Genomic DNA, 25,146 nt, shown 5'->3' with positions numbered 1-25,146 from the left:
GCAGGTCCCCCTCCAGCTCGGCCGGTCCGATCTGGTCCCCACCCTGCACCACCCCACTGACAATCGCTCCGACCTGCGCGAACGCACTCACGGGGCGGATTGTCAGTGGGGGGATCTACGGTCGGGTGCATGAGTGATACGGGGGTGCGCCGGACGACGGACCAGGTGCCGGCACCGGTGTCCGACGTGGCGGCGCGCGCGGCGGGCGGCGGGCCCGGTGCGGCCGGCCCGCCCGCCGATCCGGGGGCGGCCCGGCGCCGGGCGGAGCAGCGGGCGGCCAGGGTCACGGCGGGGGTCACGGAACTGGAGCGGCGGCTGGCCGATCTCCTGCGCGGGGGCCTGGCGGCCGCCGAGGAGGAGGGGTACGGACCGTGGGAGGAGACGGCGGCGCGCATGGTCGACGCGCAGGCTCCCGGACTGGCCGCCCGGGTGCGGGAATTGGGGGCCGTGACGGCTTCGGGTCCGGGCTGGCCCGCCCGGCTGCTGGAGGAGTGCGCGCTGCTCCATCTGCTCGACCGGGGCTGGCTGCGCCACGAGGACCTGCCGGAGGCACTCGCGGCCACGGTCCGCTCACGGCTCGGTCTGCCCTCCTCGCCCGTGGGCCCGCCGGTGCGGGACCGCTGGCTGGTGCTGGCCCGGTACGACACGTACGAGGGCAGGCTCACCACCCGCCGGATCTGGCTGTACGGCACAGAGTCCGGCCGCACGGCACTGGTCCTGTCGTACGGGGGCGGAGGGCGCGTCCCGGAGCTGTCCCTGCCGGTGGGGCGGGAGCTGGACGCGGAAGCGATGGCGTACCCGGGGGCGGGTCAGCTCCGGGTGGCCCTGGGCGAGCGGTTCCCGGATCCCGTCCCCTCGGCCGCACGCCCGCCCGGCTGCGGCCCGGCCGAGGCCGCCGCCCGGTACGGCGAGGCGCTCAGGGACGATCCCTGGCAGGAGACGTACCCGGTGACCCTGTGCCGCGTGGTGCCGGTCCCGGCCGGGGAGGGCTCCTGGCAACTGGCCGAAGCGGAGGGCGGCCTGGCGCTGCCCGTACGGACGTCGGCCGGGTCCCGTTCCGGTCTGTGGCGGCTGGTCGCCCTCTCGGGCGGGGCACCGGTCACGGTCTTCGGCGAGTGCGGCCACCGCGGCTTCACCCCGCTGACGGCCTGGCCCGAGGGGCCCGGCGAGGCGGTGACGCTGTGCTGACACCGCCCCGGCTCGCCCCGCCCCGCGCCGTCCTGCCCCCGTTCCGCCCGTCATCCCCCCACCGGAAGGACCGCGCATGAGTGGCACTCTCCCCGCTCCCGGCCCGCTCTCCTGGCCGGAGCTGGTGACGACGGCGCTGCTGGGGACCGACCGCCGCACACCGCCGGGGCTGCCGCCCGGCCGCGAGGCCCCGGCGGCGCTGCTGGACGCGGCGGCCGTGGCGGCCGTACGGCGGCGGGCCGGGTTGCGCGCCGCGCCCGCCGCGCCCCGGCCGGAGTCCGCCGCGCCCGACCCCCGGCCCCCGCTGCCGTCCCCGGCGGCCCGCCGGCTGGCGGCCCTGCTCGCGGACCGGCCCGGGACGGGCGGCGGCCGCCGGGGAGCGGCTCCGGACCTGAGGGAACTGCTGCCGCAGTGGCTGGCGCTGGCGAACGAACGGGGCTTCGCCGCCCCGCCCGAGCTGCTCCCCGCGCTGCTGGACGCGGCCCGGGGGCGAACGGACCTGCGTCCGGCGGCGCTCGCCTTCGCGGGGCCGCGGGCGCTGTGGCTGGCCCGGCTCAACCCCGACTGGCGGTTCGCGCTGCGGGCCGCGCCGGGCGGCGGGGGACTGCCCTCGGCCGAGGAGTCCGACCGGGTGCGCGATCTGTGGCGGCGGGGCCTGTTAGCGGAGCGCGTCGCGCTGCTCTCCGCGCTCAGGGCCCGCACCCCGGCGGCGGGCCGTGCGCTGCTGTCCTCGACCTGGCCGGCGGAGCGGGCCGAGGACCGGCTGATGTTCCTCGACTCGCTGCGCTCGGGGCTCGGCCCGCAGGACGAGCCGTTCCTGGAACGGGCCCTCACCGACCGCAGCCGCAACGTCCGGGCCGTGGCGGCGGAGTTGCTGTCGGCGCTGCCGGGCTCGGCGCTGGCCGCCCGGATGGGGAGCCGCGCGGCCACGTGCGTGGCGGTGGACGTGACCGCCCCCGTCCCGACGCTGGTCGTGGAGGCGCCGCACGAGTGCGACGCGGGGATGGAGCGCGACGGGGTGGTGGCCCAGCCTCCCTCCGGACGGGGTGAACGGTCCTGGTGGCTGAGCCAGTTGCTGGACGCCGCGCCCCTGAGCACCTGGGCGGCCCGGTTCGGGGGCCGGACACCGGAGGAGATCGTCGCCCTCCCCGTGGCCGACGACTGGCAGGGCGAACTGCACGCGGCCTGGTGCCGGGCGGCCGTCCGGCAGGGGGACGCCGCATGGGCCAGGGCGCTGCTGGGGGCGCCGTCCGCACCGGAGGCGGGTGGCCCGGGCGCGGTGTCCCTCGCGGAACGCGCGAAGCTCCTCGGCACCCTCGGGGCGGAGGAGCGGGCGGCGTGGGTGGCCGGGTTCATCGGCACGCACGGCCTGTCGGAGGCGTTCCAGTTGCTCGGCGTGTGCGCGGTGCCGTGGGAGGGCGAACTGGGCCGTGCGGTGGTCGACGCGCTCAACATCGCCCGGGACGCCGGGAGTTACCCGTGGAGCTTCAGCGGGGTGATGGGCCTGGCGGAGCGGTGCCTGGCGCCCGCGGAGGCGGACCGCCTCGAGGGCCTGACGGCGATACCCGACGAGACGGAGGGGGCGGCGCCGGGAGCGGGGAGCTACTGGGCGGAGGCCTTCCAGCGCCTCACGGCCACGCTGCGGCTGCGGGCGCTGATGACGGCGGAGCTGACGCCCTAGACGGGCGCGGGCCCGCGCCTCCACGTCCCGTCCCGGAGGCACGGGAGTGGCGGGGGCGGTGGGGTCGTGCGACGGGGGCGAGGAGGCCCCCGCCCTCGCCGCCGTCACGCGGACCGTGCCCGGCCTGGCGAGCGGTCGTGCGCCCTGCCGGGCGCGCGGTCACGCGTCCGGTCAGGCACCCGCCGGCTGGCGCACGTTGTCCCGCACCCAGTCGACGACCGACGCGGTCGTGGCCCCGGGCGTGAAGATCTCCGCGACGCCCTTCTCCTTCAGCGGCGCGATGTCCGCCTCCGGGATGATCCCGCCGCCGAAGACCTTGATGTCCTCCGCGTCCCGCTCCTTCAGCAGGTCGATCACCGCCGCGAAGAGCGTGTTGTGCGCACCGGAGAGGATCGACAGCCCGATCGCGTCGGCGTCCTCCTGGATCGCCGTGGCGACGATCTGCTCCGGCGTCTGATGGAGCCCGGTGTAGATGACCTCCATCCCCGCGTCCCGAAGCGCCCGCGCGATCACCTTGGCCCCGCGATCGTGACCGTCGAGCCCCGGCTTGGCCACCACCACACGGATCGGTCCCGCTGCCACACCCACCACTCCCTTCATGACTACAAGCGACCGCCAGCGACGACTGCACGACGTCGAAGCGAAGTGAACGAACGTTATCGCCAGCATCCCGCAACCGGCCGTTTCGTGCCGCACACAGAGGGGGAAATCACACGGTGGGACACCTTCCGCGCCCTTACCACCTTCACCCACCTCCGCGGACGCGCGCTCCCCTACCGGCGCACCGACAGGAGGCCGGCTTGGACGACACCGCAGCGACACCCGACCGCCCCGCACAACCGCTTCACCCCCACGCACCCCTCCCCCACCTCGTTCCCCTCCTCAAGGCGACCGTCCTGGAGGCCGCGGTCCTCGCGGGCCACCTTCTGCTGTACCCCTCCGGCCTCCTCCCCGAGCGCCGTTCCGGCACCCACCCCACCGATGCCGCGCATCCCGGCGACGCGCATCCCGGCGACGTCCGTCCCGGCGTCCTCCTGCCCGGGGCCGCCCAGGTCGAAGCCGCCCGTTCCGGCGGTCCCGGGGCCGCACCGCCCGTGGCGCCCGCGCTGCCCCGCCTCCCCGCCCCGTCCACTCCCCCGGTTCCCCCGGTCGTCCTCCTCCACGGCTTCGTCGACAACCGGTCGGCCTTCGTCCTGCTGCGCCGCGCCCTCGCCCGAGGCGGCCACCGCCGGATCGAGTCACTCAACCACTCGCCGCTGACCTGCGACATCCGGGTAGCCGCCGAACTCCTGGGCCGCCACGTGGAGGACCTCCTCGCGCGCACCGGCCAGGACCGCGTCGACGTCGTCGGGCACAGCCTGGGCGGGCTGATCGCCCGTTATTACGTGCAGCGGCTCGGCGGCGACCTGCGGGTGCGCACCCTGGTCACCCTCGGCACCCCACACTCCGGCACACGCGTCGCACCGCTCGCCGACGCGCATCCGATCGTGCGGCAGATGCGTCCGCACTCCGCGCTGCTGGAGGAGCTGCGGGGGCCCGCGCCCGGCTGCCGCACGCGTTTCGTGAGCTTCTGGAGCGATCTGGACCGTGTCATGGTCCCGGTGGAGACGGCCCGCATCGATCATCCGGACCTGACGGCGGAGAACGTGCGGGTGACGGGCATCGGCCACCTCGCCCTGCCCGTGCACCCCGCGGTCGCCACGCGCGTACGGCAGGTACTGGACGCCGGCCCGACCGAGTCCGGCGAGTCGCCGACGCTCCCGGGGGCCCGCACGCCGGAGCACCCGATGCGGGGGCACACGAAGCAGGGACGCACGAAGCAGGGGCACACGAACGAGGGCGGCCTCACGGTGGCCTGAGACGCGAGCCGAAGGACCGCGGACCGGAGAACTGCGGACCGGACGAACCGCGGACCGAAGAGCCGCAGACCGGAGAACTGCGGACCGGACGAACCGCGGGCCGGTGAACCGCGGCCCCGGAGAACCGCGGGCTGAGGAGTCTCGGGTCCGCGCGGCCACAGGTAAGTCCCGTACGGGTATTTCACCCCTGACGCGAGCGCCGCACCACACGGCCAGCGCACTCGAACACTCCTCGAACGTACGGCCAAGCCGTTGTCAACGCCCCCCGAAACACGGCCGAATGCCCGTTTCCCCCGGGGCTGAAACCCGCAGAAGATTGTCGCGCCCGCATACCGCCGGGTACAGTCGCCGCACTGCTCTGCCAGCCCCTGTTGTCGAGGCGAAAGAGAAGTTGGTGAACGACCGTCACCCGTCGGGGACCGCAACCTCCCCGGCCCCGGCTTCCGATCCGGCCTCGGCGTCCTACGCGCCGTACGGCGGCCAGGAAGCCCAGTACGGCGAGTTCACCCCGTACGGTGATCCCTCCGCGAGCACGACCGGGACGCTCGGCGGACAGCAGTCCGTCTCCTTCGGCAGCGACCCGCTCTTCGGCGCCTTCCCCGACACCGGTACCCACACCGGCGCGTACGACGCCGCCCAGTGGGCCGGCACCGGCCAGACCTACGGCGCGGACCCGAACCAGACGCCCGCCTACGACCCGTACGCCGCCGCGCACCAGTCCGTGTACGACTCCGGGACCCACGACGCGACCGCCTGGACCGAGGGCTACCAGCACCTCGGCGGCATCCCCGCGCAGGGGCAGTCCCCCGAGGCGACCGGGCAGTGGGACGCGCAGGCCTGGCAGCAGGCGGATCAGCACTCCGACGGCGCGGGCGCCACCCAGCAGTGGGCATGGGGCACCCAGACCTTCGACAGCGGCGTGTACGACGCCACGCAGTGGAACGCGGGTGCCGACGCCGGCCACCAGGAGCAGCACGAGGGCCGGGCACCGGAGAGCACCCCGTCCCCCGAGCCCTTCGACCAGCAGGCGACCGCCACCTTCGAGGCGGCGGACTCCTACGACTACGAGCACCCGGCCACGGCGGTCGTCGAGCAGCCCGTGCCCTTCGACCAGCAGGCCACCGCGACGTTCGAGTCCTTCGAGGCGGCCCAGTTCGGGACGGAGGGGCCGGACGAGGGCGAGGACGCCCCCGCCCTCCTCGACGACCAGGAAGAGGTCGCCCCCGCGCCGCTCTCGCGGACCGCGGCCCGTGCCGCCACCCGCTCCCGCCGCCGCGCCCCGGCAAAACGTTCCGCGCTGCTCACCGTCGCCGTGCCCTCGGTGTGCGTCCTGGGCGTCGCCTCGATCGCCGCCGCCACCATGGACTTCGGCGGGGACGACGGCAAGGAGACGACGGCCGCCGGGTCTTCGGACGCCGCCCCGGTGAAGCCGGTCGCCGCCAACAACAAGCTGGACACCCAGCTCCAGAGCCTGTCCGCCGGCGCGGACGACTTCGCCGGCCGGGCCAGCCGGACCCAGGAACGCATCGACCTCAAGGCCCAGCAGGCCGCCCAGCAGAAGAAGGCGGCGCAGGAGGCGGCCCGCAAGGAGCGACTGCGCCCCAAGTTCGCCCTGCCGGTCTCGCAGAAGGGCCTCAGCGCCTACTACGGCCAGGCCGGCGTCAACTGGATGTCCGTGCACACCGGCATCGACTTCCCCGTCTCCTTCGGCACCACGGTGATGGCCGCGACGGACGGCACCGTGCGCACCCAGTGGAACAGCGCGTACGGCAACATGGCGATCGTGACCGCGAAGGACGGCACGGAGACGTGGTACTGCCACCTCTCCAGCTACCGCGTCGCCTCCGGCACCACCGTGAAGGCCGGGCAGCCGATCGCGTTCTCCGGCAGCTCGGGCAACTCCACCGGCCCGCACCTGCACTTCGAGGTCCGGCCCGGCGGCGGCTCGGCGATCGACCCCCTCCCCTGGCTCCGCAGCCACGGCCTGAACCCGGCGTGACCGGCGGGGCGGCCCCCCGCCCCGCTCCACCTACGGCAGAGGGCCGGGCGCCCCCGCCCGGCTACAGCTTCTCCACCGGCGCGTACCGCAGCAGCAGCCGCTTCGGCTTGGTGTCGCCGAAGTCGATCGTCGCCTCCGCCTTCGCGCCCGCCCCGGAGACCGAGACCACCGTGCCGAGGCCGAACTGGTCGTGCGTGACCCGGTCGCCGACGGACAGGTCCACCGCGGGCCGGTCCCCCGCACCGCCCCGGCCCGTGGCGAACCCGGCGGCGCCCGCCGCCGAGGAACGCGACCGGCTCGCCGGGAAGGAGGAGGACAGGGAGGAGGACAGCGAGGCCGCCACGCCCGAGCCGCGCCCCGGCCGACCGCCCGCTGCCGGAGCCCCGGCCGACCCCGTGCGCTTCCACTGCACGTGCTGCTCGGGGATCTCCTCCAGGAAACGGGAGGGCGGGTTGTACGAGGGCTGCCCCCACGCGCTGCGCAGTGCCGCACGGGTCAGGTAGAGCCGCTCCCGGGCACGGGTGATGCCCACGTACGCCAGTCGCCGCTCCTCCTCCAGCTCCTTGGTCTGGCCGAGCGCGCGCATGTGCGGGAAGACGCCGTCCTCCATGCCGGTGAGGAAGACGACCGGGAACTCCAGGCCCTTGGCGGTGTGCAGGGTCATCAGCGTGATGACGCCCGAACCGTCCTCCTCCTCGTCCGGGATCTGGTCGGAGTCGGCGACCAGGGCGACCCGCTCGAGGAACTCCGCGAGGGTGCCGCCGGTGGCCGCCGCAGCTCCGGCGGCCGCGCCGGTCGTGACGGCGGCGTCCGCGCCCTCGGCTTCCGTACCCCCGGCACCGGTGCCGGCCGTCGCGGCATCGGCGGGCGCGGCGGTGTCCGGTGTCACGGCCCCGGTCCCGTCCCCGGCACCGGCCGCACCACCCCGCTCCTGCTCGAACTCCAAGGCGACGGCCGCGAGTTCCTGCAGGTTCTCGATCCGGGTCTCGTCCTGCGGGTCCGTCGACGCCTGCAGCTCGGCGAGGTAGCCGGTGCGTTCGAGGATCGCCTCCAGGACCGTCGCCGGGCCCGCGCCGGACTCGACGACCGTGCGCAGCTCCTCCATCAGCACGTTGAACCGCTTGACGGCGTTGGCGGAGCGGGCCGCCATGCCGTACGCCTCGTCGACCCGCCGCAGCGCCTGCGGGAAGCTGATCCGCTCGCGCTGCGCGAGGGCGTCGATCATCGCCTCGGCGCGCTCGCCGATGCCCCGCTTGGGCACGTTGAGGATCCGGCGCAGCGGCACGGAGTCCTCCGGGTTGGCGAGGACCCGCAGGTAGGCCAGGACGTCCCGGACCTCCTTGCGCTCGTAGAAGCGGACGCCGCCGACGACCTTGTAGGGCAGGCCGACGCGGATGAACACCTCTTCGAAGACACGGGACTGTGCGTTGGTGCGGTAGAAGACGGCGACGTCACCCGCCTTGGCCTCGCCCGCGTCCGTGAGGCGGTCTATCTCCTCGGCGACGAACTGGGCCTCGTCGTGCTCGGTGTCGGCGACGTAGCCGGTGATCTGCGCGCCCGAGCCCGCGTTGGTCCACAGGTTCTTGGGTCGGCGGGACTCGTTGCGCTCGATGACCGCGTTGGCGGCGGACAGGATCGTCTGCGTGGAGCGGTAGTTCTGCTCCAGCAGGATCGTCGTCGCGTCCGGGTAGTCCTCCTCGAACTGGAGGATGTTGCGGATGGTCGCGCCCCGGAAGGCGTAGATCGACTGGTCCGCGTCACCGACGACGCACAGCTCGGCGGGCGGCACCTGGGCCTCCGGCGGCACGTCGACCGGGTGCTCGGAGGTGCCGACCAGTTCACGCACGAGGGCGTACTGGGCGTGGTTGGTGTCCTGGTACTCGTCGACCAGGACGTGCCGGAAGCGGCGGCGGTAGTGCTCGGCGACGTCCGGGAACGCGCGCAGCAGGTTGACCGTCGTCATGATCAGGTCGTCGAAGTCCAGCGCGTTGGCCTCGCGCAGCCGCGACTGGTAGAGCGCGTAGGCCTGGGCGACCGTCTTCTCGAAACCGTCGGCGGCCTGCGCCGCGAAGTCCTCCTCGTCGATCAGCTCGTTCTTCAGGTTGCTGATCTTGGCGCTGAAGGACTTCGGCGGGAAGCGCTTGGGGTCGAGGTCCAGATCACGGCAGACGAGGGCCATCAGGCGCTTGGAGTCGGCGGCGTCGTAGATCGAGAAGGAGGAGGTGAAGCCGAGCCGCTTGCTCTCCCGGCGCAGGATGCGGACACAGGCGCTGTGGAACGTCATCACCCACATCGCGTGCGCGCGCGGGCCGACGAGCTGCTCGACGCGCTCCTTCATCTCGCCCGCGGCCTTGTTGGTGAAGGTGATGGCGAGGATCTGGCCGGGGTGGACGTTCCGCTCCGCCAGCAGATGCGCGATGCGGTGGGTGAGCACACGGGTCTTGCCGGAGCCGGCACCCGCGACGATGAGCAGAGGGGATCCGGCGTGCACGACGGCCGCACGCTGGTTCTCGTTCAGGCCGTCCAGCAGGGCCGCCGCGTCCAGGACGGGGCGGGGGGCGCCGTTGCGGTAGTAGCCGCCTCCGCCTTCGGACTCCCCCGCTCGGGCCCCCCAGCCGCCCGGGGGCGTGTCGAACTTCCCGCCGAACAGGTCGTCCGGAATCGGCTCCGGCACGTGCTCGTCCTCGGGCGGTGGCGGGGGTTCCTCCGCGTGGGCCCGCGGGGCCTGGAGGTCCGCCAGGAAGCTGTCGTCAAAGAGGCTGCTCATCGCTCTCCGAGTCTAGGGCGCCCCACCGACAACCGGCCGCCCCCTCGGGAACTCCGCCCGCAACCCCGGGGCGGCGGAGCGCCCCGCGTGACGAACCTCTCAGCCGGGGCGCCGGTGCCCGGCGGGCCTCCCGGCCGGCATCCCCCCGGCCGGCCACCGAGGCGCCACCTCGGCGCCATCACCCCTGGTGACCGCGAGACGAGCGCGGAAGGGGCCGGCGGACGGGCAACTGCCGGAACGGTTCCGCACGTTGGCCCGCGCCGCCGTCGGCAACCGAATCCTCACGCGAAGGTCACAAAAATGTATCGGACATAACGCACTTCGACCTTCACACGAGGCACACAAGTTGGCTACCGTGCCGGGCAGGTCGCGCGACGCAACCGGCGAACGTCGCCGGGCCGCGCGGCCTCCGCCGAATCCGGCCCGCCCCCGCGGGCAGCCGGAACCGGGGACCCAACCGAGACCTGGGGTGAATCGGCCCACCGCCCCGCGCGCACGGGCCGTAGGGCAGTCCTTCCGGAACCATCCGCCCGAATCCGACAGCTAACCCGGTAGGCGGCGTACGGAAGGAGTCGCCTCTCTTGGCGTCGGACCAGAAACCGCTTCCCGCCGTCGCGCGCCCGGCGTACCCGGCGGTCCCCGTGGCTCCCGCAGGGGACAACGGCTCGGGGGACTCCGCTTCCGGGACCGAACCGCCGGCGCCGAGCCGCGCGGAGGTCCAGCAGCGGATCGACAGCCTGTACCAGCGGGTCGAGACGGCCACGGAGACGTACAACGCGACGCGCGTCCTGGCCGCCAAGGAGCGGCAGCGGTCGGGGGCCGCGGCGGAGGCCGCCAAGCGTTCGCAGTGGCTGGACACGGCACGCGCCAAGCTGGGCCCGTCCGTCCCGGCGGTGCTGCCGGCCGACCGGAGTTCCGACCGACCGGCGCCCGGCCGGTCCACGGGGCGTCCGGGCGCCGGGCGGCCGCAGGGCCTGCGCCAGTCCTCGATCGACAGGACCGTCGCCGAGCTCATCGCCGCGACGGAGAAACGGCGCAGGTCCGGAACCCCGGCGCTGGGCGCCTCCCGCGAGACGCCGGCACTCGGGCCCGGCACCGCGGGGCGGGAGCTGCCGGCACTGCCGTCGCCGAGGAAGCCGGTCTCGGCGAGCGCGCCTCAGCGGTCGCCGCGGACCTCGAAGGAGGCGACGCAGCGCAAGCTCGCCACCGCGCGCGGTCTGCTGTCGCAGCGGACCGGCGGAGCACGTGCGGCACTCGAGAGCGCATCGCCCGCGCGGGCACAGACCCAGCAGCAGTCGCCCTCGTGGGCGTCCCCCGTGCAGGAGCTCGCCCCGGGACAGGGGGCGCCGTCCGGTGCGTACACGACGACGGGCGGTACGGCCTCCGCCTTCGCGGCGGTGGACGGCACGGGTTCGTTCCCTGCCGTCGACGGCACGGGGTCCTTCCCCACTGTGGGCGCCACCGGGTCGTTCCCGGCGGTGGGCGCCACGGGTGCCTACCCGGGCATGGAGAACACGGGTTCCTTCCCTGCGATGGGTGCCGGCACGGCCACCTTCCCGGGCGCCGGTGGCTCCGGCGCGTACCCCGGCACGGACACCGGCGCGTTCCCGGCGGTGAGCGGGACAGGATCGTTCCCGGCGGTGAACGGCATGGGTTCCACCGGCGGCGCGAGCGCCACCGGGGCGTTCCCCCCGGCCGACGACACGGGCTCCTTCCAAGCCCTCGGCACCGCCTACTCGTACCCGGGCACGGACGGCACGGGCTCCTGGCCGGCGGTCGACGGCACCGGCTCCATCCCGGCCCTCGGCACCGCCTACTCGTACCCGGGCACGGACGGCACGGGCTCCTTCCCGGCGGTCGACGGCATCGGCTCCTGGCCGGCGGTGGACGGCACCGGCGGTTTCCCGGCGGTGGACAACACGCGGGCCTACCCCGCCGTGGACGGCACCGGCGGCTTCCCGGCCACCGGCGGCACCGCCCCGTATCCCGCGGGCGACAGCACCGGAGCGCTCCCGGTCGCGTACCAGGCCGCCGGGGACCCCGGTGCGGGCAACGCCTACCCGGCCGCCCCGGCCTACCCGGCCACCGGCGGCACCGGTGCGTTCCCGGCGGACGTGGCCCCGGCGTACCCCGCCGCGAACGGCGGCGGTGGGCTGCCGGGCGTGAGCAGCACCGGCAGCTTCCCGGCCGCCGACGGCATCGGCTCCTTCTCCGCCCCGGGGACCACCGGTTTCTTCCCGGGGACCACTGGCGGGCTCCCCGGCACCGGCGGGCTCGGCGCGTACCCCGCCACCGGCGGCCTCGCGCAGGCTCCCACCGCCGGCCCCGCGCCGGCCGCCGCCCTCACCGGTCCGGCCCCCGCCACAGGCGTCACCGTGGCCTTCCCGGCCGCCGCGGGCGCCGGCACGTACGCGCCCGCCGGCCGGGGCGACTCCCTCCCGACCATCGAAAGCACGGGCAGCATCCCGGCCATCGGCCCCACGGGCGCCGTCCCCACCGCCGCCCCGCAAGCGCCGACCGCCTCCCAGGGACCGGCCTCGCACGGCACCGTCACACCCGCCCCCACGTCGGCCGTCCCCGCGGCGGGCGCCGGCGTTCCCGCCGTCGACAAGGCCGCGACCGCCGCCGCCTTCGCCCGGGCGCAGACCGGACGGCCGTACGTCATGGGCGCGACCGGTCCCGGCTCCTTCGACGCCGCCGGTCTCGTCCAGGCCGCCTGGAAGGCCGCCGGGTTCCTGCTCCCGCGGACCCCCGCCGAGCAGGCCCGGTGCGGCACGACCGTCCCGCTCGCCGCCGCTCACCCCGGTGACCTGGTCTTCTTCTACGAGGACCTCAGCCATGTGGGCGTCTACACGGGCAACGGAATGATGATCCACGCCCCCCGCCCGGGCGCCTACGTACGGGAGGAGTCGGTGTACTTCGACGGCGAGGCGGCGGTCCGCGGCGTCATACGGCTCGCCTGACGGCTCGCCTGACGACTCGGTCAGATGTCGGATCGGCCGGCGTACCGCGCCAGTCCGTCGGCCATCCGCTGCATGTAGCCGGTGAGGTACCGCCGCAGGAGGCGACCCGTGAGGGGAACCTTCGGCACGAAGGTCGCCGACCAGGTGATGTCGGTACCGCCCCCCGGCGCCTCGACGAGTTCGATGACGCCGCGGTAGGAGCGGAAGGGGCCGCCCAGGTTCTCGTAGCCGAACCTCCGGTCGGCCACCAGTTCGACGATTGGCTCCCGGGAGGTCGCCCGGCCGGTCCGGAACACCCTCGTGTCCCCCACCTTCTGCGGTGCGTCGGGGTCCCCGCCGCCCTCGATCCCGACCGTGTCGATCGGCGACCACGACGACCACGTCCCTCCCCGTACGAGCAGGGAGAAAACGGCACCGGGGGTCGCGTGCGAGTGGGACGTCACCCTGTAGCTATGAGGCATGGCACCAGGCTAGGAAGGCGTGGCCGCGCGCGACATGCGCGCGATTGCCGTCCCCCTCACGCGTTCTTGCGGTACACGGAGGGCCGGACGCCGACATGGGAGAAAAAGGCCGCGGACAGGGCGCCGGGGCCGGAGAAACCGCAGCGCTCCGCGATCTGGCCGACGGTGAGGGTGGTACTCGTGAGCAGGTGCCGCGCCCGTTCGATCCGCAGCCGGGTGAGGTACCGGTGGGGTGTCTCGCCGGTGGCCTCGCGGAACACCCGGATGAAGTGGTAGACGCTCAGGTGCACCTCGGCGGCGAGGTCCGCGAGGGTGAGCGGATCGGCCAGACGCTCCCGCATGATGGCGATGCCCGTGCGGACGGCGGTGCGTTCGGGCCCGGGCGGGGCCTGGCCGCGGCCCCCGGTCAGCAGGTGCGTCGTGAGGAAGGAGGCGGCGGACTCCGCGTACAGGTCGCTCGTGCCCGGGGCGGCGGGCAGCGCGCGTACGACGTGTTCGACGGCCGCGTCGCCCTCGCCGAGATGCGCGGCCAGCGCCTCGAAGTCGGGTTCCCCGACGCCCAGTTGTGCGGCCGTCCGGTCGACGGTCGCCCGCGGGATGTGCACCTGTGTCGTCCGCAGCGTCGACGCCGTGCGGTACCCACGCGTGGTCGGCCGGCCGGGAACCATGAGTTCCATGCGGCCGGGGACCCAGCGCCGCCGTACCGCCCTGCCGCCGCCCGTGCCGGTCCGCATGACGGCGTCCCCGTGGGTACAGAGCACGAGGTGGAGGTCGGACGTCCCGGGCAGTTCGAGCCGCTCCACCTCCCGGGCGTGCGTGAAGCACTGCACCAGCAGCGACCGCCAGGCGGACGCCTCCCCACTGCAGTACGTGTGCCGCACCAGCCGTTCCGCGTCGACGCCCGCATACGGCGTCACGTCGAAGTCGAAATCCGGCGAATCGAACACGCCGGAAGCCTAACGCGCGCGGGCGGCACTCTTCCGGGTCCGGTTCGTACGCGGGGGTGCTCGCCTGTATTCCGCACGCCCGGCGCTCTCCCGCGCACGCGGTGCTCTTCCACACGCCTCGCGCGCGTGCCCCGGGCGCGAGGCCGACGGTCGTTCCTAGCATCGGAGCCATGGCAGGCAGCTCCCCGTCCCCGGGGCCCTCGACCCTCGTCTCCGTACTCCTCGCCTGGTGGGCCCGCCGCCCGCCCGCCGCGGGGGCCGCCGTGATGACGGCGGGCATCCTCTCGGTCGGCCTGCGGCTCGCCGGGTACGACGTGCTGTCCGACATCGCGCTGGCCGTCACCGTCCTCACCTGGCTGGGGCTGGCCGCCGACTTCGCCGTACGGCTGTCGCGACAGCCGCGGCGGTGGCTCTCCGACTCGGGGAGCCCGGCCGCCCCCAGTGCGGTGGCGGCGACGACCGTCCTGGGCTCGCAGTTCTCCGCCCTGGGCCGGCAGACCCTGGCGGAGGCGCTCCTCGCCCTCGCGGTGGTGCTGTGGCCGGTGCTGCTGTTCCTGGCCCTGCGGGGTTGGCGGCGGGGCATGCCCGGCTCGGTGTTCCTGGCCTGCGTGGCGACGCAGGGGCCCGCCGTGCTCGGCGCGGCCGTGGCGCACGCGGTGCGTACGGCCTGGCCGGCCCATGTGGCGCTGGTGTTCTTCTGGCTCGGGCTGGCCCTGTACGCCGTCGCCCTCTACTTCTTCGACTGGCGGCAGGTCGTCCGGGGGCACGGCGACCACTGGGTGGCGGGCGGCGCGCTCGCGATCTCCGCGCTGGCCGGGGCCGAGCTGCTCAAGGCGGGCAAGGGGCCCTCGTACCTGTGGAGCGACGACGGCCAGCACGTACTGCACTCCATGACCGTCACCCTGCTCGTCCTGGCCCTCGCCTGGTACGTGGTGCTGTGGGCGGCGGAGTTGCTGCGGCCGCGCCCGCGCTACGACATACGGCGCTGGTCGACGACGTTCCCCCTGGGCATGACGGCGGCGGCGCTGCTCTCCGCCGCGCCCGCCCTGGGGGCGGGGTGGCTGCGGACACCGGGGCAGGTGCTGCTGTGGATCGCGGTGGTGGTGTGCCTCGCCGTCACCGCGGGCGCGGCTGTGGGACCGCTGCGGACGATCAGGTCCACAGGACCGCGATGAAGATGTTCGCGCAGGTCAGCAGGCCGACCAGCCCGAACAGCCGCTTGTCGACCCGCTCCTCGTCCCGCTTGACGTAGACCAGGCCCAGGATCACGATCAGCAGCGCGAGCTTGACGCCGATCTTGATGTTGTCGACCGAGTGGTCGTCCGCCTGGTTGAGCCCCACCAGGACCGCGCCCGTGACCAGCATCGTCAGCGCGCCGTGCAGCATCCCGGGCACGAACCGCGCGGTGCCGCTGCCCATCGCCTTCATCTGGGTGAGGAACCCGCCCAGCAGCGCGGCGATACCGATGATGTGCAGGCCGACGAAGAGGTGGATGAGTACGTCCATGGGGCCGGAGCCTAATCGGACCGGCCCCCACCCCCTCCCGCCGGGGTGGCCCCCGGCGGCCGGGCGTCACACCAGCCGGCGGGCCGTGGCCCAGCGGGTCAGCTCGTGGCGGTTGGAGAGCTGGAGCTTGCGCAGGACCGCCGAGACATGGGACTCGACCGTCTTCACCGAGATGTAGAGCTGCTTGGCGATCTCCTTGTAGGCGTAGCCGCGGGCGATGAGACGCAGCACCTCGCGTTCCCGCTGGGTCAGGCGGTCGAGGTCCTCGTCGACCGGCGGGGCGTCGGTGGAGGCGAAGGCGTCGAGGACGAATCCGGCCAGGCGCGGGGAGAAGACCGCGTCCCCCTCCTGGACCCGGAAGATCGAGGCGACGAGGTCGGAGCCGGTGATCGTCTTGGTGACGTAGCCGCGGGCGCCGCCGCGGATCACCCCGATGACGTCCTCGGCCGCGTCCGAGACGGACAGGGCCAGGAACCGCACGGGCTGTTCGGCGTCCGCCATGAGGGGTGCGCAGCGGCGCAGCACCTCGACTCCGCCGCCGCCCGGCAGGTGGACGTCGAGGAGGACGACCTCCGGCCGGGTCGCGGTGATGACGCTCACCGCCTGGTCGACGTCGGCGGCCTCACCGACGACCTCCACCCCCGTCGTCTCCGTCTGCCCGATCTCGGCCTGCACGCCCGTGCGGAACATGCGGTGGTCGTCGACGAGGACGACGCGCACCCGGCGTCCGGCCGGGCCCCCGCTCGCGCCCTCCGTCCGGGCCGCTCCGGTCGCTCCGGTCGCGCCGTTCGCGTCGTTCGCGTCGCTCATGACGTCTTCTCCGCCCTCTCCATCTCCAGCTCGACCTCCGTGCCGCCGTCGGGCACCGCGCGCAGCCGCGCCGTGCCACCGTTGCGCTCCATGCGGCCGATGATCGATTGTCTGACTCCCATGCGGTCGGCGGGTATCGCGCCGAGATCGAAGCCGGGGCCCCGGTCGCGGACGGACACGAAGACCGTCCTGCCCTCGACTTCGGCGTACACCTGGACCGGACCGCCGTCGCCACCGTACTTGGCCGCGTTCACCATGGCTTCCCTCGCGGCCTGCATCTGCGGGCCGATGCGTTCGTCGAGCGGGCAGTCGCCGACGACGACGACCTCTATCGGGACGCCGTGCTTGTCCTCGACCTCGGCCGCGTGGTGCCGGACCGCCTCGGCGAGGGTGTCGGGTTCCTCGTCCTCGTCCTTGCCGGTGCCCTCGGGTTTGTAGAGCCAGGCGCGCAGGTCCCGCTCCTGGGCGCGGGCGAGGCGGCGGACCTCGCCCACGTTCTCCGCGTTGCGCTGGATCAGGGTCAGTGTGTGCAGCACCGAGTCGTGGACGTGGGCGGCGACCTCCGCGCGTTCCTGGGCGCGGATGCGCATCAGACGCTCCTCCGAGAGGTCCTGTGTCATGCGGATGAGGTACGGGCCGGCGAGGAGGGTGATGCCGACGAGGACCGCGAGGGCCGCCTGGAGGACCGAGCCCAGGTGTGCGGCGGAGCCCTGCAGGACGAAGATCGCGGAGACCCCGGCGGTGACCAGCAGGACACCGGCGGCGGACCGGAGCAGGGTGAGGGTGCGCCGGCGGCGGCCGACCTCGGCCCAGCGGGCCCGCCGCGCGTTGTCCGCCTGGCGCCACACGAGGGCGACGCCCGCGCCGACGAGGACGGCCGGCCACAGATAGGCCTTGGCCCCGTCACCGAGGTTGACGTTGCCGACGAAGACCATCGCCACGACGACCATGAGGAGCAGCGCGACGATCTGGCCCTTGTCCGGCTTGCGGGCCACGAGTCTGCGCCGGCCGTCCGGCGAGATCTCGGTGCCGACCAGGGAGGAGGGCCGGCGGTCGTTCACCCCTCCGACGCCGAGCGGCACGAAGAACCAGAAGGCGGCGTAGAGCAGGGCGCCGAGGCCGTCCGCCATGAACAGGCCCGCGAACACCAGCCGGACCCACACCACGGGCAGGCCGAGGTGTCCGGCGAGCCCTCGCGCCACCCCGCCCAGCCAGCGTCCGTCGCTGCTGCGGTAGAGCTTGCGCGGGGGCCGCGGAGAGGCGAGTGGCGCTGTGGCGGCTTCCGGCATGCCTTCGATGGTCACACGCCGGGCGGACCCGGGGCATCAGGGTCGGTCCCCGAGACTCCCCTGATCTTCGTCCCGCAGACGGGCGGTCCGGCGCCTCCGGTTCAGGCCGCCCCGGCCGCTCCGTGACGCAGACCGTCGAAGAGGAGGGCGGTGATCTGCCGGGCCTCGGTCAGCCAGCCCTCGGTGGCGCGCATCCCGCAGATGCCGCCCAGGGCGCGCAGCAGGGTGGGGCCGGTGACGTCCCCGCGGACGGTGCCGGCCGCGGCGCCGGCTTCGAGCAGCCGGGAGAGGGCGTCGGCCATGCGGGCGCGGGCTTCGTCGAAGACCGGTGAGTCCGTCGCCATGATGCTTTCCAGGACGACGGACATCCCCTTGCCGACCGCCGCGTGCTCCACGAGCAGCAGCAGGAAGCGCCGCAGCGCCTCCTCCGGCGGGTGCTGTGCCAGCAGCTCGGCGGGCGCGGCGCAGAGGTCGTCGACCTCCTTGCGGTAGACCTCCTCGATCAGCGCCTCGCGGGTCTCGAAGTGGCGGTAGAGCGTGCCGACGGCGACGCCGGCGCTGCGGGCGATGTCCTCCACGTGGGCGTCGGTGTCTCCACCGAGGAACGCCTGGCGGGCCGCGGACAACAGCGCTTCCCGGTTGCGTCGCGCGTCGGCGCGCAGCGGGCGTGATGCCGGCAAGGGAACCTCCACGGGATCCATAAGGTGAGTCGGACTCCGCTTATGTGTATGGTTTCCGGAGTCGGGTTCATCTTACGGCGAGGAGACTCCCATGCCCTTCCTCGGGGACGACAGCTTCAAGGGCCTACGGGTGCTGGTCACCGGCGGCAGCCGGGGCCTGGGCGCCGCGACCGCCCGCCGGTTCGCGGCCTCGGGCGCGACCGTGCTCACGGCCTCCCGCAGCAGGCCCGCGGCGGAAGACGGCACCACGTTCGTCCCGGCGGACCTCTCGACCCAGGAGGGCGTGGCCGGACTCGGCCGCCGGGTCGTCGAACAGATGGGTGGAGTGGACGTGCTCGTGAACAACGCGGGCGCGGCGAGCTCCCCGGCACCCACCCTGAGCCGCTCGGACGCCTCCTGGCAGGCGGACCTGGAGATGAACCTCCTCAGCGCCGTGCGCCTGGACCGTGCCCTGGTGCCGGGGATGGTCGAACGGGGCTCAGGCGTCGTCGTGCACGTCTCCTCGATCGCCTCCCACCTGCCGCAGCGCACCGAGGCGTCCTACGCCGCCGCCAAGGCCGCGCTCAACACCTACAGCCGCGAACTGGCCACCGAGGTCGGTGAGCACGGGGTGCGCGTGGTGTGCGTCCTCCCCGGCTTCGTCGTCACCGAGGGTGCCGACGCGCACCTCCGGCACATGGCCGAGCAGGAGGGCGTCAGCACCAAGGAGATCGAACAGCGGTTCGTGGATCACCTCAAGGTCCCCATGGGCCGCCCCGGCGACCCCGAGGACGTCGCCGAGATGATCGCCTTCCTCGCCTCCGACCGCGCGAAGTGGCTGACCGGAGCGCAGTTCCGCGTCGACGGCGGCATCATCCCGACCGTCTGAAACCCCCTGGACAGCAAGACAGGACATCACCATGCCCCTCACCCTGGCCTCCGTCGTCGTCGACGCGGCAGACGTCGAGACGGAGGGCGCCTTCTGGCACCGGCTGCTCGGCGGCTCGCTCACCCGCACCCCGGCGCACCACTTCGTGCAGGCTCCCGGCCTCCCGGTGGTCGTCGTCCAGTCGGCCCCCGGACACACCTCGCCCGACTGGCCGGACGGCGTCTCCCAGCAGATCCACCTCGACTTCGCCGTCGAGGACCTCGCGGCCGCCGACCACGCGGCCACCGCGGCGGGCGCCACCCGGCTGCGTCCGGCCGAGGGCGTCCCCCCGGAACGCAGCACCGGCAGCCGGGTGTACGCCAGCCCCGCGGGCCACCCCTTCTGCCTGCGCGCGGTCTGAGACCGTCACCCGCCCGCGTTCACCGTCACCCTCACCGCGACCCCGGACGAGTGCCACGGGCTCCTCGTCCGGCTCCGTCCCGCGCTTCCGCGCGCCTGCCGCCGCAGCGCCGTGCCCCGAGACCGGATCTCAGGGTTCTGCCAGGGTCATCCCTGCTGCCGCGCGGGCGCCGCTGCGGGGACGATGGACGCATGACAGATCACCAGCACGCGCCGGCGGGGCCGGGGCCCGCCCCCGGGCCGGGAAGGGAACCGCGCGCGCACGAGGAGCCCACGGCCGCCGGGGAGGCCGCCGGCGTCGAGGAGACCGCGGGCGTCGACGTGCCGCAGCGGTTCCGCCGCGACCGCCGGTACAAGATGCTGGGCGGGGTGTGCGCCGGTCTGGGGCGACAGTGCGACATGGACCCGGTGATCTTCCGGGTGGGCCTCGCGGTGCTGTCCGCGGTCGGCGGTCTCGGCCTCCTCTTCTACGGCTTCGTCTGGCTCCTCGTCCCCTTCGAGGACGAGGAGGAGAACGAGTTCCGCAAGCTGCTGACCGGACGGGTCGACGGCCCGGGGCTCGCCGCCGTGCTGTTCGCCCTGGTCGGCTGCGGGGTCTTCCTGACGATGCTGAAGAACGGCACCGTGCTGGCCTTCGCCACGGTCCTCTCCCTGTTGCTGGCCGGCGCCGGGTACTGGTCCCGGCGGCGCGGCGCACCGGCGCCCGACCCCCTGGCCGCGCAGGCCGCCGCCGACGCGCCCCCGGAGGCCACGGCACCGCCGGTGGCGACGACGTATCCCTCCTGGTGGCGGGAGCCGATCGTCAAGGACGGCACGCACGAGGGGGGCACCGGATACCTGTGGGGGCCACCGGACATCCCCGACCGGGACGTGCGGGCCGCGGTGAACATCGCCGAGGGTTACCCGTTGCGCCCGGGCACACCGCCGGCGCCGCGGCCCCGCCCGCGCGGTCCGCGCCGCACGGGCGGCCCGGTGACCCTGCTCGCCCTGCTGGCCGGAGGCCTGGGCACGGGGCTGACCTGGAGCGATCACCCCCTGGGCACCAGTCTGCAGATCGGCCTCTCCTGCGCACTCGCCGTCTTCGGCCTGGGGATAGCGCTCAGCGCCTTCATAGGGCGGACGGGTGCCGGCTCGATCATCATGGCCGTGCTCACCGCGGCCCTCCTCGCCGCGTCGGCGGCGCTCCCCAAGGACATCGGCACCCACTGGGCGCGGACCACCTGGGCACCGGCCTCGGCCTCCACGGTCCGGGAGAACTACGACCTGGGCACGGGCGAGGGCACGCTCGACCTGAGCCGAATACGCCCGGCCGAGGGCCGGACGGTCAGTACCGACGCCGAGGTGGGCATCGGACGGCTCCGGATCGTGCTGCCGCCCGGCGTCACGACCAGGCTGGACATCAACGCGGGCATCGGCGACATCCAGCTCCCGGGTGACACCTCGAAGGACGTGGACGTGGCTCCGGGCAAGCACAAGCGGGTGACGCTGCCGCCGGCGGCCGGTGGGAAGAAGAAGAACGTGGGCTCGTTCGACCTGAAACTGCGGGTGGGCCTCGGACAGGTGGAGGTGACCCGTGCCGCGTCATGAGTTCTGGCCCGGCCGGCTGATAGCGGGGCTGGCGCTCGCCTCAGCCGGGGTCGCCTACGCGGGTGACGGGGGTGGCTGGTGGAGCACGCCGTGGTTCGTGATCATCCCGATCGTCGTGGGCGGCCTGTGCCTGGCGGCCGCGGCGGGAATGACGGGCCGGGCGGTGCGCCGCCGGCGACGGACCCGTCCCACGGCACCGGCCTCCTCGAAGACACCGCTCTGAGCAGCCTCCGACGGTGGCCCCCGGGCTCAGGGCGACAGCGTGGCGAGGGCCCGCCCGGGACCGCTGCCACCCGCCGTCACCCGCTGCCCGTCACCCGCGGCGGTGGCCCCGGCCCGCCGGCCCTGCCGGGCCGGTGGCCGCAGCGAGGGCACAGCGGCGGTGACGGCGATGCCGCCCGCAGTCAGCGGTAGCTGGGTGTCCGTTGCCTGCGGCGGGCGTGGAGCACGGCATCCAGGGAGAGGACGGAGGCACCGGCGAGGACGAGGGGGAGCCAGGCCATGAGATAGGCGAGGTCGTTCCCGTAGTAGTACGGATCGGAGGCCCAGCTCACGGTCAGCCACAGGCTGAGCGAGATCAGCGCACCACCCAGCGCGGCGACGCGGGTCAGCAGGCCGAACAGCGTGCCGAGGCCGACGGCGAGTTCGCCGAGCGCGATGGCGTAGCCGAAGCCGACCGGGCTCTTGAGGGCCAGGTCGACGAGGGCGGGGATGGCCGAGGAGTCGCGGACCGCGCGCAGGGTGTCGCCCAGCGAGCCGGCCCCCGAGTCGGACATGAAGGCGCTGTCGGTCAGCTTGTCGATGCCTGCGTAGACGAAGGTGACGCCGAGGAAGATCCGCAGCGGGACGAGGGCGTACCGCGTGGCGGTGTCCCGCCAGCCTCGCTGCTCACCCACATGAAGGGTGTGCGTATCGGAACGGATGTGAGTCACTGCCGGTCGCCGCCTCTCGCCCGCTGGACTGTTGAGATCTCAACCAACCATACGTACGAGAAACGGGGGCCGCTCAACGATCGGACGCGTCTTCACGGTCCGACCACGTACTGACATGTTGTAGACAGCTTGGGGGACGTGGCATGGGCGGTTCGGGGGAGTCTCTGCCCGGTGGATCAGCCGAGGGGGCAGTCGGGTGATCGGGCCGGGTCAGTCGAGGACCTCGACGGTCACGCGGTTGGTCTCCACTCCGGCGGCCGTGACCACCTGTACCTCGACACGGCCGGGTTCGACGTCGGCCGGGACGGGGACGGTCAGCAGGGTGTCGGAGGGATTGTCGAAGCCGCCGGTCACCGGGACCAGCGGGACGTGGACATGGACCGCGCCGATACGCACCACCATGCGGGACAGCCGGTCCGCCGACTGGGCACCGGCGGGGACGAAGCCGGCGCCGCGGATCTCGATGTCGTCGCCGGTGCGGATCGGGGCGTCCAGGTCACCGGCCTCCCGGGCGCGGACCACGGAGAGGATCACCGGACGGCCGCCCTCGGCGTACTTGGCGGCGAGGTACGTCGCCGCGGAGATCAGGACGAGGACGGCGAGGCCCCAGGGCAGGTCGGGGAGCTGGTCGGGGCGGCGGGCCAGGCGCACCGCCGCGAAGGCCAGGGCCACGGCGCTGATCATCACGTACTGGATGTCGGCGAAGCTGCCCCTCCCGGAGTCGTCGGAGAGCAGATCGGCGGCGCGCGGGCGGTGGGCGCGCACCTTCTGCAGGCGCTGCCCCAGCACGCGCAGGCCGACGACCCGCCGGACGAGCACGGCGATCCCGCAGACCACGGCGACGACGGTCACCACGCCCGCCCCGCGGGCGAGGTCGAGCCCGGCGATCAGCCGGTCGCGCCGACCGTGCGCGGAGGCCGCGGCGAGCTGGCCGACCAGGACGAGCACCGCGTACACAGTGAACAGCACCCAGCTCGCGGCCACCGCGCGCGAGGTGGACAGGCGGTTGTCCTCGCCGATGACGGGGGCCAGCGCGCCGCCCCGGGCCCGGTGCGCGTACCCGGCGCCGGTGAGGACGGCGCCGAGCAGCACCGCGGCGAGCAGTCCGGCGGTGCGGGCCGGGGACCAGCCGGCGCCGACGGCGGTCAGCGCCTGGACCAGCAGCAGGACCGTGACGCCACCCCACACCGCGAAGGCGGTGCGGTGCCAGAGCCGGGCCAGCCAGGCCTCGCCCTCGGCGCGGCCGCGTTCGGCGACGGCGTCGGCGGACTGGGTCAACTCGTCCGACACCCACTGCCGGGAGGCGGACGCGGAGTGCGCGACCGCCGCGGGCAGGCCCTGCCCGGAAGCGTACCCGTCCCGTTTCGCGAGGAACGCCGCCACCGCGCGCCGATGCCCCTCGCGGGCGCCGTGCGGGCAGTCCCCGCAGGTACAACCGCCCCGGTGGGCCGTGGGCTCCGCGCCCTGTCTCGCCTCCTGCACCGCCACGCCCGATGCCCGCCTTCCCCGCGTCCCGTGCCTTGGTACGGCCGGTTCCGCGATGCGTCCGGCCCGTCTGCCACTCCCCTGCGACGAGCACGCATTGTGCCGTACCGAAGGGGGTGCGCGTCGGCCAGGTCCGGTCAGTGGGGGTGAATGCGCCGCGCGCGTGTTGACGGACGGGGTGAACGGGACGGACGGTGCGAGGAAGTGGCGCGAAGACGCCGGAGGGCCGGTCCGGGCTTCAGCTCAGCAGGTCCGGTTCGCTGCGGCTGATGTGCTGCCACAGGGGCTGGTAGTTGATCCAGGCGACGAGGTCCCCGCCGAGCTGCTCCCGGGTCGCGGACGCCTGCCGGTGGTCGATCAGCACCGGGCGCCCGGCGGCGCGGGCGGCGAGCTGCACCTGGCAGGAGCGCTCCATCGACAGGAACCACCAGGCGGCGGCGTCCACGGAGTCGCCGACGGTGAGCAGGCCGTGATTGCGCAGCACCAGTGCCTTGCGGCTGCCGAGCGAGGCGGCGATCCGGCGGCCCTCCTCCGCGTCGACGGCGACCCCGGTGTAGGCCTCGTACACCACGTGGTCCTCGTAGAACGCGCAGCTCTCCTGGGTGATCGGGTCCAGCAGCTCGCCGAGGGCGGCCTGGGCGCGGCCGTGCACGGAGTGGCAGTGGGCGACGGCGACGACGTCGGGGCGGGCGGCGTGCACCTGCGCGTGCACGGTGAACGCGGCCTGGTTGACGTGGTAGTCGCCCTCGACGACCTGGCCCTCGGCGTTGGCCATCACCAGGTCGCTCACGGTGACGTGCCGGAACGGCATGCCGAAGGGGTTGACCCAGAAGCAGTCGCTGAACTCGGGGTCGCGGGCGGTGATGTGTCCCGAGACCCCGTCCTCGAAGCCCTTGCGGCCGAAGATCCGCAAGGCGCCGGCCAGCCGTTCCTTGCGGTGACGGCGTTCGTCCTCGATCGACTCGTGCTTGGGCGGCAGGGCGAACCGGAGCTTGTCGGTGGGCAGGGGCGGCGGGGTGGATTCGTGCATGTGTGCTCCCGCACTGGGTTCGTTCACGGGGCGGAAGTTACCGCCGGTCAGTCCTGGGGGGACAGGGGTTTCCGTGAAGAGTTGGCGGTCGGTGACATCGCGCGGAACGACGGCCTGCGATACCCGACAGGAGGTGTCACCTTTGCGGGTGATCCTCGGTCGTATGGACAACGGCTCTCTGGACAAGGCGTACACCACGCGGGACTCGCGGACGGGCACCGTCTGGGCACAGTTCGCGGCCGCCGAACCGGCGCTGGCCCGGACCGTCCGGGAACGCTTCGAGGCCTTCACCCACCACACCCTGGCGACCCTCCGCACGGACGGCGCGCCCCGCACCAGCGGCATCGAGGTGCGGTTCGTCCACGGCGAGCTGTGCTTCGGCATGATGCCGGACTCGCTCAAGGCCCTCGACCTGCGCCGGGATCCGCGCTTCGCACTCCAGGCCAACCAGGGCCCGGGCACCGGGATGGGCGGCGGGGACGTACGGATCGGCGGGCGGGCGGTGGAGGTGACGGACCCGGAACGGCGGTCGGCGTACGTGGAAGAGGTGGAACCGCCGGAGCCGTTCCACCTCTTCCGCGCCGAACTGAGGGAGGTCGTGCGGACCACCGTCGAGGACGAGAAGTACCTCGTCCTCGAGATCTGGAAGCCCGGAGAGCCGGTGCGGACCCTCCGGCGGACCTGAGCGCCCTCAG

General features: G+C 74.0%; 22 protein-coding genes and 1 riboswitch. Of the genes, 11 read left to right on the top strand and 11 right to left on the bottom strand.

The window, feature by feature from the left end:
• Window positions 1–129: 129 nt before the first annotated feature.
• Complete coding sequence (locus OHB09_RS20035; protein WP_328922333.1) at window positions 130–1,188, top strand: hypothetical protein; 1,059 nt, start codon at window positions 130–132, stop codon at window positions 1,186–1,188.
• A 76-nt stretch (window positions 1,189–1,264) separates the two neighbouring features.
• Complete coding sequence (locus tag OHB09_RS20030) at window positions 1,265–2,869, top strand: DUF5691 domain-containing protein (RefSeq protein WP_328922332.1); 1,605 nt, start codon at window positions 1,265–1,267, stop codon at window positions 2,867–2,869.
• Between the two features lie 171 nt (window positions 2,870–3,040).
• On the opposite strand, the gene OHB09_RS20025 is transcribed toward OHB09_RS20030, so the two are convergent.
• The gene (locus OHB09_RS20025; protein ID WP_040895579.1) at window positions 3,041–3,457 is read right to left on the bottom strand and encodes a cobalamin B12-binding domain-containing protein; all 417 of its coding nucleotides are present in this window, start codon (window positions 3,455–3,457) and stop codon (window positions 3,041–3,043) included.
• Window positions 3,458–3,669: 212 nt separating this feature from the next.
• Between OHB09_RS20025 and OHB09_RS20020 the strand changes: the two genes are divergently transcribed.
• Together OHB09_RS20020 and OHB09_RS20015 are read left to right on the top strand one after the other, a co-directional pair.
• The gene (locus OHB09_RS20020) at window positions 3,670–4,728 is read left to right on the top strand and encodes an esterase/lipase family protein (RefSeq protein WP_191854506.1); all 1,059 of its coding nucleotides are present in this window, start codon (window positions 3,670–3,672) and stop codon (window positions 4,726–4,728) included.
• A gap of 394 nt (window positions 4,729–5,122) precedes the next feature.
• On the top strand, window positions 5,123–6,727 hold the full coding sequence (locus OHB09_RS20015; protein WP_328922331.1) for a M23 family metallopeptidase: 1,605 nt from the start codon (window positions 5,123–5,125) through the stop codon (window positions 6,725–6,727).
• A gap of 61 nt (window positions 6,728–6,788) precedes the next feature.
• Here OHB09_RS20015 and OHB09_RS20010 read toward each other — a convergent pair whose 3' ends face one another.
• A complete protein-coding gene (locus OHB09_RS20010) occupies window positions 6,789–9,494 on the bottom strand; it encodes an ATP-dependent DNA helicase (protein ID WP_328922330.1) in 2,706 nt (901 codons plus the stop codon).
• Window positions 9,495–9,894: 400 nt separating this feature from the next.
• Window positions 9,895–10,067: riboswitch (cyclic di-AMP (ydaO/yuaA leader) on the top strand.
• A gap of 8 nt (window positions 10,068–10,075) precedes the next feature.
• On the opposite strand from OHB09_RS20010, the gene OHB09_RS33320 reads away from it, so the two are divergent.
• On the top strand, window positions 10,076–12,457 hold the full coding sequence (locus OHB09_RS33320) for an NlpC/P60 family protein (protein WP_407077336.1): 2,382 nt from the start codon (window positions 10,076–10,078) through the stop codon (window positions 12,455–12,457).
• A gap of 20 nt (window positions 12,458–12,477) precedes the next feature.
• Here the strand turns inward: OHB09_RS33320 and OHB09_RS20000 are convergent, their stop codons facing one another.
• Together OHB09_RS20000 and OHB09_RS19995 are read right to left on the bottom strand one after the other, a co-directional pair.
• Window positions 12,478–12,918 carry an SRPBCC family protein gene (locus OHB09_RS20000; protein WP_040895581.1) on the bottom strand — a complete coding sequence of 147 codons (441 nt, stop codon included), beginning with the start codon at window positions 12,916–12,918 and terminating at the stop codon, window positions 12,478–12,480.
• Between the two features lie 56 nt (window positions 12,919–12,974).
• Entirely contained in the window at window positions 12,975–13,865 is an 891-nt protein-coding gene (locus OHB09_RS19995) for a helix-turn-helix domain-containing protein (protein WP_191891788.1), read from the bottom strand.
• A 170-nt stretch (window positions 13,866–14,035) separates the two neighbouring features.
• On the opposite strand from OHB09_RS19995, the gene OHB09_RS19990 reads away from it, so the two are divergent.
• Entirely contained in the window at window positions 14,036–15,040 is a 1,005-nt protein-coding gene (locus OHB09_RS19990) for a tellurite resistance/C4-dicarboxylate transporter family protein (protein ID WP_234527914.1), read from the top strand.
• Here OHB09_RS19990 and OHB09_RS19985 read toward each other — a convergent pair.
• The 4 genes from OHB09_RS19985 to OHB09_RS19970 all read right to left on the bottom strand — a co-directional run bounded on the left by OHB09_RS19985 (window position 15,018) and on the right by OHB09_RS19970 (window position 18,150).
• Window positions 15,018–15,371, bottom strand: a complete 354-nt coding sequence (locus tag OHB09_RS19985; protein ID WP_006140821.1) for a hypothetical protein — start codon at window positions 15,369–15,371, stop codon at window positions 15,018–15,020. The genes OHB09_RS19990 and OHB09_RS19985 overlap by 23 nt on opposite strands.
• 66 nt (window positions 15,372–15,437) lie before the next feature.
• Window positions 15,438–16,181, bottom strand: a complete 744-nt coding sequence (locus OHB09_RS19980; RefSeq protein ID WP_328922329.1) for a response regulator transcription factor — start codon at window positions 16,179–16,181, stop codon at window positions 15,438–15,440.
• The gene (locus OHB09_RS19975) at window positions 16,178–17,470 is read right to left on the bottom strand and encodes an ATP-binding protein (protein ID WP_328922328.1); all 1,293 of its coding nucleotides are present in this window, start codon (window positions 17,468–17,470) and stop codon (window positions 16,178–16,180) included. Before OHB09_RS19975 ends, OHB09_RS19980 begins: the two co-directional genes overlap by 4 nt.
• Window positions 17,471–17,571: 101 nt before the next feature.
• Window positions 17,572–18,150 (bottom strand): TetR/AcrR family transcriptional regulator, encoded by a 579-nt coding sequence (locus OHB09_RS19970; protein WP_040895583.1) that lies wholly within the window; start codon window positions 18,148–18,150, stop codon window positions 17,572–17,574.
• A 91-nt stretch (window positions 18,151–18,241) separates the two neighbouring features.
• Between OHB09_RS19970 and OHB09_RS19965 the strand changes: the two genes are divergently transcribed.
• The 4 genes from OHB09_RS19965 to OHB09_RS19950 all read left to right on the top strand — a co-directional run bounded on the left by OHB09_RS19965 (window position 18,242) and on the right by OHB09_RS19950 (window position 21,227).
• Entirely contained in the window at window positions 18,242–19,018 is a 777-nt protein-coding gene (locus OHB09_RS19965) for an oxidoreductase (protein WP_234527912.1), read from the top strand.
• Window positions 19,019–19,049: 31 nt separating this feature from the next.
• Window positions 19,050–19,418 (top strand): VOC family protein, encoded by a 369-nt coding sequence (locus tag OHB09_RS19960; RefSeq protein ID WP_328922327.1) that lies wholly within the window; start codon window positions 19,050–19,052, stop codon window positions 19,416–19,418.
• Window positions 19,419–19,609: 191 nt separating this feature from the next.
• Complete coding sequence (locus OHB09_RS19955; protein WP_328922326.1) at window positions 19,610–21,004, top strand: PspC domain-containing protein; 1,395 nt, start codon at window positions 19,610–19,612, stop codon at window positions 21,002–21,004.
• Window positions 20,991–21,227 (top strand): hypothetical protein, encoded by a 237-nt coding sequence (locus OHB09_RS19950; RefSeq protein WP_093593869.1) that lies wholly within the window; start codon window positions 20,991–20,993, stop codon window positions 21,225–21,227. The genes OHB09_RS19955 and OHB09_RS19950 overlap by 14 nt, the downstream gene beginning before the upstream one ends.
• A gap of 181 nt (window positions 21,228–21,408) precedes the next feature.
• On the opposite strand, the gene OHB09_RS19945 is transcribed toward OHB09_RS19950, so the two are convergent.
• The 3 genes from OHB09_RS19945 to OHB09_RS19935 all read right to left on the bottom strand — a co-directional run bounded on the left by OHB09_RS19945 (window position 21,409) and on the right by OHB09_RS19935 (window position 24,451).
• On the bottom strand, window positions 21,409–21,936 hold the full coding sequence (locus tag OHB09_RS19945; protein WP_006140833.1) for a DoxX family protein: 528 nt from the start codon (window positions 21,934–21,936) through the stop codon (window positions 21,409–21,411).
• A gap of 210 nt (window positions 21,937–22,146) precedes the next feature.
• Window positions 22,147–23,424 (bottom strand): hypothetical protein, encoded by a 1,278-nt coding sequence (locus OHB09_RS19940; RefSeq protein WP_328922325.1) that lies wholly within the window; start codon window positions 23,422–23,424, stop codon window positions 22,147–22,149.
• Window positions 23,425–23,659: 235 nt separating this feature from the next.
• Window positions 23,660–24,451, bottom strand: coding sequence for a class II aldolase/adducin family protein (locus tag OHB09_RS19935; RefSeq protein WP_328922324.1), 792 nt, complete (start codon window positions 24,449–24,451; stop codon window positions 23,660–23,662).
• 163 nt (window positions 24,452–24,614) lie between these two features.
• Here OHB09_RS19935 and OHB09_RS19930 point away from each other — a divergent pair, with 163 nt between their 5' ends.
• Entirely contained in the window at window positions 24,615–25,136 is a 522-nt protein-coding gene (locus OHB09_RS19930; protein ID WP_191854515.1) for a pyridoxamine 5'-phosphate oxidase family protein, read from the top strand.
• Window positions 25,137–25,146 lie beyond the last annotated feature (10 nt).

Origin of the sequence: Streptomyces griseoaurantiacus (assembly GCF_036189845.1) — a bacterium.
Classification (GTDB): Bacteria; Actinomycetota; Actinomycetes; order Streptomycetales; family Streptomycetaceae; genus Streptomyces; species Streptomyces griseoaurantiacus.
Note: the sequence above shows the minus strand (reverse complement) of the source record. Positions and strands in the feature narration are given on the sequence as shown.

Bases quoted from the DNA above. Each gene is read 5' to 3' on its own strand.
- OHB09_RS20035 (WP_328922333.1), top strand. From the start codon at position 130: ATGAGTGATACGGGGGTGCGCCGGACGACGGACCAGGTGCCGGCACCG.
- OHB09_RS20030 (WP_328922332.1), top strand. From the start codon at position 1,265: ATGAGTGGCACTCTCCCCGCTCCCGGCCCGCTCTCCTGGCCGGAGCTG.
- OHB09_RS20010 (WP_328922330.1), bottom strand. From the start codon at position 9,494: ATGAGCAGCCTCTTTGACGACAGCTTCCTGGCGGACCTCCAGGCCCCG.
- OHB09_RS20000 (WP_040895581.1), bottom strand. From the start codon at position 12,918: ATGCCTCATAGCTACAGGGTGACGTCCCACTCGCACGCGACCCCCGGT.
- OHB09_RS19990 (WP_234527914.1), top strand. From the start codon at position 14,036: ATGGCAGGCAGCTCCCCGTCCCCGGGGCCCTCGACCCTCGTCTCCGTA.
- OHB09_RS19985 (WP_006140821.1), bottom strand. From the start codon at position 15,371: ATGGACGTACTCATCCACCTCTTCGTCGGCCTGCACATCATCGGTATC.
- OHB09_RS19980 (WP_328922329.1), bottom strand. From the start codon at position 16,181: ATGAGCGACGCGAACGACGCGAACGGCGCGACCGGAGCGACCGGAGCG.
- OHB09_RS19975 (WP_328922328.1), bottom strand. From the start codon at position 17,470: ATGCCGGAAGCCGCCACAGCGCCACTCGCCTCTCCGCGGCCCCCGCGC.
- OHB09_RS19965 (WP_234527912.1), top strand. From the start codon at position 18,242: ATGCCCTTCCTCGGGGACGACAGCTTCAAGGGCCTACGGGTGCTGGTC.
- OHB09_RS19960 (WP_328922327.1), top strand. From the start codon at position 19,050: ATGCCCCTCACCCTGGCCTCCGTCGTCGTCGACGCGGCAGACGTCGAG.
- OHB09_RS19955 (WP_328922326.1), top strand. From the start codon at position 19,610: ATGACAGATCACCAGCACGCGCCGGCGGGGCCGGGGCCCGCCCCCGGG.
- OHB09_RS19935 (WP_328922324.1), bottom strand. From the start codon at position 24,451: ATGCACGAATCCACCCCGCCGCCCCTGCCCACCGACAAGCTCCGGTTC.
- OHB09_RS19930 (WP_191854515.1), top strand. From the start codon at position 24,615: ATGGACAACGGCTCTCTGGACAAGGCGTACACCACGCGGGACTCGCGG.